Raw genomic sequence first — 6,932 nt, forward strand, 5'->3', positions numbered from 1 at the left:
CCCTGCCTGAAGGCAGGGAATTCTACTGCGTCTAAAACGATGGTGCGTGTCTCAGATCGCCTCGGTGGGTTCCTGCTTCGCGGAGCGGCCCGACTGCACCGGCTCTCCACAGGCTGCAACGCGATGTCCTCGCGCCAGGATGTTGATCGCGCCGACCAGATCGGCGTTTTCCTCGAACCCACATTCGACACAGGCGAATTTCGCTTGCGTCTGCCGGTTTTCCGCACGCACGCAACCGCAGGCCGGACACGTCCGGCTCGTGTTCTGCGGTGGCACGGCGATGAGGTGGCCGCCATTCCACGCCAGCTTGTAGTCCAGTTGGCGGCGGAACTCGAACCAGCCCTGATCGAGGATTGCCTTGTTCAGGCCGGACTTGGCCCGAACGTTCTTGCCCGGTTGCCCGGTGTCGCCTGCCGCCGACCTTGACATGTTGCGCACCTGCAAGTCCTCGATACACACCATCGCGTGATTTTGGCTGATCGCGGTCGTGGCCTTGTGCAGATAATCGCGGCGGGCGTTGCCGATCCGGGAATGAATGCGCTGGACGTGGGCTGCCTTCTTCCAGTTGCTGCTGAACTGTGTCTTGCGGCTCATGGCCCGCTGTGCGAGGCGCAGTCGGGCTTCGTGCCGCCTGAAGCTGTTGAGCGGCGCGAGGTAATTGCCGTCGCTCATCGTGGCAAAGCGCGTAATGCCCATATCGATACCGACTGCGCTGGTGACTTGCGGCAACGGCTGATCGACATTGCGCTCGGTCTGGATGCTCACATACCACTTGCCGCCGCTGGCCGACACCGTGACCTGCCTGATCGCGCCGAGCACATCCCGGCTGTTGCGATAGCGCAGCCAGCCAAGCTTGGGCAGGAAGATGCGGCTGTTAGCCTGATCGAGCTTCACCTGTTTCGGATCGGGATAACGAAAGCTGTCGCCTTGGCCCTTCTTCTTAAAGCGCGGGGAGTCGGCCCGCCTGGCAAAAAAGTTGGTATAGGCGCGTTCCAAATCCTTGAGCGCCTGCTGGAGCGGGTGATTCGGCGCATCCTTGAGCCAAGGCGTCTGCGCGCCATTTCGCCATTCAGTGAGCAACTTGCACAGACCGGCATAACCCAGCTTCTTCTCGCCCTGTTCGTAACGTTCCTTGTGTAATGCCAGCGCCTTGTTGAACACGAAGCGACACGCCCCGGCGAAGCGGCGCATCTTGCACTGCTGTTCGCCCGTTGGCATGAGTTCGTATTTGAAGGCTTGGAGGCGTTGCATGCGGATAGTCTAGTTTGGTCTATGAACAACAACAACGATATCCGGCGCGGAAGACACAACGGCCTTTGATGCATGTCCACTTCGTCTTCGTTACCAGATATCGCCGGGACGTGTTCACCAAAGAAATTCTCGGCGACCCACATCACATCTTTTCCACCACCTGCGCCGACTTCGAGGCTTTGCCGGTAGCGGTGGCGGTGCGCCAATCGAAATCATCCGCTAATACATCGAACAGCGGCAAACGCCGCACTGACCACCCAAAGGAAGCCTGCGTCGTCCGCGCTATCCTTCCCCGGCACTGAAGTGCCGCGCACCGGGTCAGAACAGGAAATAGCGTTGCGCCATCGGCAGGACTTTTGCCGGCTCGCAAGTCAGCAATTGCCCGTCGGCGATGACCTGATACGTCTCGGGATCGACGCTGATCGACGGCTGCCACGCGTTGTGGATCATGTGCGCCTTCGTGACGCTGCGGCAGTTCTTCACCGCAACGATACGCTTGCTCAAGCCATACCGCTCGGCGACGCCTGCATCGAGCGCCATCTGCGACACGAAAGTCAGCGACGTGCGTCCCAATGCGCCGCCGCGCGTCGCGAACATCTCGCGGTAGTGCACCGGCTGCGGCGTCGGAATCGACGCGTTCGGATCTCCCATCTGCGCCATCGCGATCATGCCGCCCTTGAGGATCAACGCGGGCTTGATGCCGAAGAACGCGGGCTCCCAGAACACGATATCGGCCCATTTGCCCGGCTCGATCGAACCGACTTCATGCGCGATGCCATGCGTGAGCGCCGGATTGATCGTGTACTTCGCGACATAGCGCTTCGCGCGGAAGTTGTCGTTGCGCGCGTTGTCTTCGGGCAACGCGCCGCGTTGCACCTTCATCTTGTGCGCGGTTTGCCACGTGCGGATGATGACTTCGCCCACCCGGCCCATCGCCTGCGAATCCGACGACAGCATCGACAGCGCGCCGAGATCGTGAAGGATGTCTTCCGCTGCGATCGTTTCGCGACGGATGCGCGATTCGGCGAACGCGATGTCTTCCGCAATCGACGGATCGAGGTGATGACACACCATCAGCATGTCGAGATGTTCGTCGAGCGTGTTGACGGTGTAAGGGCGCGTCGGATTGGTCGACGACGGCAGCACGTTCGCTTCGCCGCATACCTTGATGATGTCGGGCGCGTGGCCGCCGCCTGCGCCTTCCGTGTGATACGTGTGGATCGTGCGGCCCTTGAACGCGGCAACCGTCGCTTCGACGAAGCCCGCTTCGTTCAGCGTGTCCGTGTGGATCGCGACCTGCGTGTCGGTGTCGTCGGCCACGGACAGACAGTTGTCGATCGCGGCGGGCGTGGTGCCCCAGTCCTCGTGCAACTTCAGGCCGATCGCGCCCGCTGTGATCTGTTCGAGCGCGGGCTGCGGCTGGCTCACGTTGCCCTTGCCGAGAAAGCCGAGATTCATCGGATAGCCGTCGGCGGCCTGCAGCATGCGCTCCATGTGCCACGGCCCCGGCGTGCAGGTCGTGGCATTCGTGCCCGTCGCGGGGCCCGTGCCGCCGCCGAGCATCGTCGTCACGCCGCTCGCGAGCGCTTCGTCGATCTGCTGCGGGCTGATGAAGTGAATGTGCGTATCGATGCCGCCCGCCGTCACGATCATCCCTTCACCCGCGATCACTTCCGTCGCCGCGCCGATCGCGATCGTCACGCCGGGCTGGATGTCGGGATTGCCCGCCTTGCCGATGCCCGCGATGCGGCCGTTCTTGATGCCGATGTCGGCCTTGACGATGCCCCAGTGATCGAGAATCAGCGCGTTCGTCACGACGGTATCGACCACCTCGGCGGCAACGCGCTGCGACTGGCCCATGCCGTCGCGAATCACCTTGCCGCCGCCGAACTTCACTTCTTCGCCGTAGATCGTGTAGTCGCGTTCGACTTCGATCAGCAGATCCGTATCCGCGAGGCGCACGCGGTCGCCCGTCGTCGGGCCGAACATTTCCGCGTATGCGCGGCGGCCAATGCGTAATGTCATGTTTGAGAGGTTCCCGAATGTTCGCGCGTCAGCACAGCGATCAGAGCTTGCCCATTACCTTGCCGTTGAAGCCATAGACGACGCGGTCGCCCGCCAGCGCGACGAGTTCGACCGTGCGTTCCTGGCCCGGCTCGAAGCGTACGGCGGTGCCCGCCGCGATGTTCAGGCGAAAGCCGCGCGCGGCTTCGCGATCGAATGCGAGCGCCGTGTTGACTTCGTAGAAGTGGTAATGCGAGCCGACCTGCACGGGCCGGTCGCCCGTGTTCGATACGGTGACCGTGACAGTCGCGCGGCCCGCGTTGAGTTCGAGTTCGCCGTCGTCGGTAATCAGTTCACCTGGGATCATGCGCGCCTCGTCACGGAATAGGGTGATGGACGGTCACGAGCTTCGTGCCGTCCGGGAAGGTGGCTTCGACCTGGATATCGGGAATCATCTCGGGCACGCCTTCCATCACGTCGTCGCGCGTGAGCAGCGTGGTGCCGTAGTGCATCACTTCGGCAACCGTCTTGCCGTCGCGCGCGGCTTCCATCAGCGCTGCCGTGATGAACGCAACGGCTTCCGGGTAATTGAGCTTGAGGCCGCGCGCGCGGCGCCGTTCCGCGAGCAGCGCGGCCGTGAAGATCAGGAGTTTGTCTTTTTCGCGTGGAGTGAGCTTCATCGCATTCGCTTATCGCATTCATCCTATGGCGCCCGCGTGAGCGAGAGCCGCGTTGGCCATTCCGGCGCTGCGCGCGGTGCCGCTGCCTCGCCGCCGCCCGTCTCGCGCGCGGCGCATGGCCGCGTCACGATACCAGCTTCAACCGACGCACTGCTTACAGATCGGCGGGCAAGGGCGCGCTGAACCACTTCTTCGACATCGCGTTGAGCGTGCCGTCCTGCTTCGCCTGCGCGATGGCGGCATCGACCTTCTGTTGCAGGCGCGGCTCGTTCTTGTTCATGCCGACGAAGCACGGTGAGTTCTTGATGACGAACTTCGGTTCCGGGCGGCGCGGCGGATTCTTCGCGAGGATGGCGGCGGCAACGATGTTGCCTGCCGCGATCAACTGCACCTGGCCCGACAGGAACGCGGCGATCGTCGCGTTGTTGTCTTCGAAGCGCTTGATGGTCGCGTTCGGCGCCATTTGCGTGAGCGCGATCTCTTCGAGCGCGCCGCGCGTTGCGCCGACGGTTTTGCCCGTGAGATCGGCGGGGTTGCTGACCTTGATGTCGGCGGGACCGAACACGCCTTGATAGTACGGCGCGTACGGCGTCGAAAAATCGATGACCTTCTCGCGTTCCGGCGTTTTGCCGAGCGACGAGATCACGAGATCGACCTTGTTGGTTTGCAGATACGGGATGCGGTTCGCGCTGTTGACGGGCACGAGTTCGAGCTTCACGTTCATCGACTTCGCGAGCAGCGCGGCCGTGTCGATGTCGTAGCCTTGGGGCTTCAGGTCCGGGCCGACCGAGCCGAACGGCGGATAGTCTTCGGGCACGGCGACCTTGAGAACGCCTGCCTTCGTGATGTTGTCGAGCGTGTCGGCATGGGCGAGGGGCGCGGCGAGCGTCAGGAGCGGCGTGAGCAGCAGGGCGGCGAGCCACGCGCGGCGCGGGCGATGTGCGGTCGTTTGGGTCATGTTGGCGATGAGCTTCGGCGTGTGATTTTTAGCGGGCTTCGCAACGCGCCTTCAATGCGGCGTTCGCGAGGCGCCATATGCAGCAAGGGCTATGCCATGCGGACCAGGCAAGGCTTTCCTGTAGCTTGCATGTGTCGTTGCACCACGTTGGCGCGTCGCCATGCCCGGAGATGGTGCGGCGGCGCGATGCGCTCAGGTTGTCTACTCAGATGGAGCGCTCAGGTGGACCACTCGGGTGGACCGCTCAGGTAGACCTCTCAGGTAGACCTCTCAGGTAGACCTCTCAGGTAGACCTCTCAGGTAGACCAGATCCGCAGCGGCTTCGCGTCGACCTGATGCACGACAGGCCGCAACTGTAGCCAGCATTGGGTCAACGCATGCTGAAGCGTTTCCAGCGATCGCGCGACGGCCCGCACGATCAGCACGCCGTCGCACACGCACGAGGCGGCGGCGCGAATCGAATCGTCGAAGGGCAACTGGGCGGTGAGCGTTTCGGCGAGCGCGTCGCTGCATTGCGGGCTGACGGCCCACAGCGTGCCGAATGCGGGGAAGCCTGCCAGACCTTGCTGTGCGTCGCGCAGCGGGTCGCTGGCGGCGAGCCTGGCGCGTTCGAACCACAGCGGCTGGCCATCGGGGCCGACGATGCGCGATACCGCGCGCAGACGACCCGCCGACCAGGTTTCGCCCGCGGCCTGCCGGCCGAGTTGCGTGGCGTCCCAGCCGAGTGCGGTGGCGCCCTCGTCGAGCGTCAGAGAGAAGTCGAGCGAAGCGTTGGCGTGATCGAAGACGATGTTGTTTTGCGGCAGCCAGTCGAGCCTGGCGTTTGCGCCGACGCGGATCGCGATGCGCTGTTGTGCGGCGCGGCCATTCGACTTGTACCACTTGGTTGCGCCGGGCGTGGTGAGCACGGCGTGGGTCTGCGCGTCGAGGCGGATGTCGATATCGAGCCGGTCGCCGCCCGCGACGCCGCCGGGCGGATGCACGATGACGGCGTGGCAGATGGACGGCCCTTCGGGGTAGAGCGGGCGTTGCAGGCGCAACGGGCCTTCGTGCAGGCGATGGGCGAGGGTGGTTCGCTCGCCGTGTCTGGCGAAGCCGAGTTCGAGCCGCGCGCGCCATAGGGCGTGCGATGGGTCGTCGATGGTGGCGAGCGTTTCGTGAAGTTCGTGAAGCGACATGCGGCGAGGATAGCAGCTAACGATGGCTTGCCGTTATACCGTGATCAGCGTGCGCACGCCGTCGTTGTCCATGTCGGCGCCTTCGCCGCCCGCGATGATTTCGCCGCGGCTCATGACCCAGTAGCGGTCGGCGATGGCTTTGGCGAAGTCGTAGTATTGCTCGACGAGCAGCACGGTCAGGCCCATTTCTTCGACGAGTTGTCGGAGGGTTCGTCCTATGTCCTGGATGATGGACGGTTGGATGCCTTCGGTGGGTTCATCGAGGATGAGCAGTTGCGGTTCGCTCATGAGTGCTCGCCCTATTGCGAGCTGCTGCTGCTGGCCGCCTGACAGGTCGCCGCCGCGGCGGGCTTTCATGTCCTTCAGGACCGGGAATAGTTCGTAGATCCGGTCGGGGATTTTCTTCGGAGCCTTTTTGCTGGCTGCGCCGACTAGCAGGTTTTCTTCTACTGTTAGTCTTGGGAAGATGTCTCTGCCTTGTGGCACATATGCTAGTCCTTGCGCTACGCGCGCGTGCGGGGCGAGTTTTGTTATCGGCGTTTCTCGCCATCTGATTTCGCCAGTCTTGATGGGGACTACGCCCATTAAGGTTCTTAGCAACGTGGTCTTGCCTACGCCGTTTCGCCCTAGCAGTACCGTTAGTTTTCCGTCTGGGACTGTTAGCTTCACGTTCCGCAGGATGTGGCTGCCGCCGTAGTACTGGTTCAGGTTTTCGACTTCAAGCATTTTGTGTGTCCTTTTTTGCTCTTTGGCGAGCGGCAGGTGGTTTGGACTTTGCGCTGGTATCCGCGTTTTGCTTTTGCTTTCGCTGGCATCCGCGTTACGTTAGCTCGCTTCAAGCGTCGCCCCTGTGCGGGGCGG

At 63.0% G+C, this 6,932-nt stretch carries 8 protein-coding genes; 1 reads left to right on the forward strand and 7 read right to left on the reverse strand.

Features of this window, described 5'->3' with window-relative positions; all coding sequences use genetic code 11:
- Nucleotides 1-51: 51 nt before the first annotated feature.
- On the reverse strand, nt 52-1,251 hold the full coding sequence (locus tag KFO72_RS29780) for an RNA-guided endonuclease InsQ/TnpB family protein (RefSeq protein ID WP_225033640.1): 1,200 nt from the start codon (nt 1,249-1,251) through the stop codon (nt 52-54).
- Nucleotides 1,252-1,265: 14 nt separating this feature from the next.
- Between KFO72_RS29780 and KFO72_RS29785 the strand changes: the two genes are divergently transcribed.
- Nucleotides 1,266-1,553 (forward strand): transposase, encoded by a 288-nt coding sequence (locus KFO72_RS29785; protein WP_374727139.1) that lies wholly within the window; start codon nt 1,266-1,268, stop codon nt 1,551-1,553.
- Nucleotides 1,554-1,569: 16 nt separating this feature from the next.
- On the opposite strand, the gene ureC is transcribed toward KFO72_RS29785, so the two are convergent.
- From ureC to urtE, 6 genes are all read right to left on the reverse strand, one after another.
- The gene (gene ureC / locus KFO72_RS29790; RefSeq protein ID WP_225033641.1) at nt 1,570-3,276 is read right to left on the reverse strand and encodes an urease subunit alpha; all 1,707 of its coding nucleotides are present in this window, start codon (nt 3,274-3,276) and stop codon (nt 1,570-1,572) included.
- Between the two features lie 40 nt (nt 3,277-3,316).
- Complete coding sequence (locus KFO72_RS29795; RefSeq protein WP_007735637.1) at nt 3,317-3,622, reverse strand: urease subunit beta; 306 nt, start codon at nt 3,620-3,622, stop codon at nt 3,317-3,319.
- 10 nt (nt 3,623-3,632) lie between these two features.
- Nucleotides 3,633-3,935 carry an urease subunit gamma gene (gene ureA / locus KFO72_RS29800; protein ID WP_006048588.1) on the reverse strand — a complete coding sequence of 101 codons (303 nt, stop codon included), beginning with the start codon at nt 3,933-3,935 and terminating at the stop codon, nt 3,633-3,635.
- A 154-nt stretch (nt 3,936-4,089) separates the two neighbouring features.
- Entirely contained in the window at nt 4,090-4,893 is an 804-nt protein-coding gene (locus KFO72_RS29805; protein ID WP_060599932.1) for a transporter substrate-binding domain-containing protein, read from the reverse strand.
- Nucleotides 4,894-5,189: 296 nt separating this feature from the next.
- Nucleotides 5,190-6,071 carry an urease accessory protein UreD gene (locus tag KFO72_RS29810; protein ID WP_225033642.1) on the reverse strand — a complete coding sequence of 294 codons (882 nt, stop codon included), beginning with the start codon at nt 6,069-6,071 and terminating at the stop codon, nt 5,190-5,192.
- A gap of 33 nt (nt 6,072-6,104) precedes the next feature.
- On the reverse strand, nt 6,105-6,797 hold the full coding sequence (urtE, locus tag KFO72_RS29815) for an urea ABC transporter ATP-binding subunit UrtE (protein WP_036003283.1): 693 nt from the start codon (nt 6,795-6,797) through the stop codon (nt 6,105-6,107).
- Nucleotides 6,798-6,932: the final 135 nt, after the last annotated feature.

It is taken from the genome of Paraburkholderia sp. XV (genome assembly GCF_020177535.1).
In the GTDB taxonomy this organism is placed as follows: domain Bacteria; phylum Pseudomonadota; class Gammaproteobacteria; order Burkholderiales; family Burkholderiaceae; genus Paraburkholderia; species Paraburkholderia caribensis.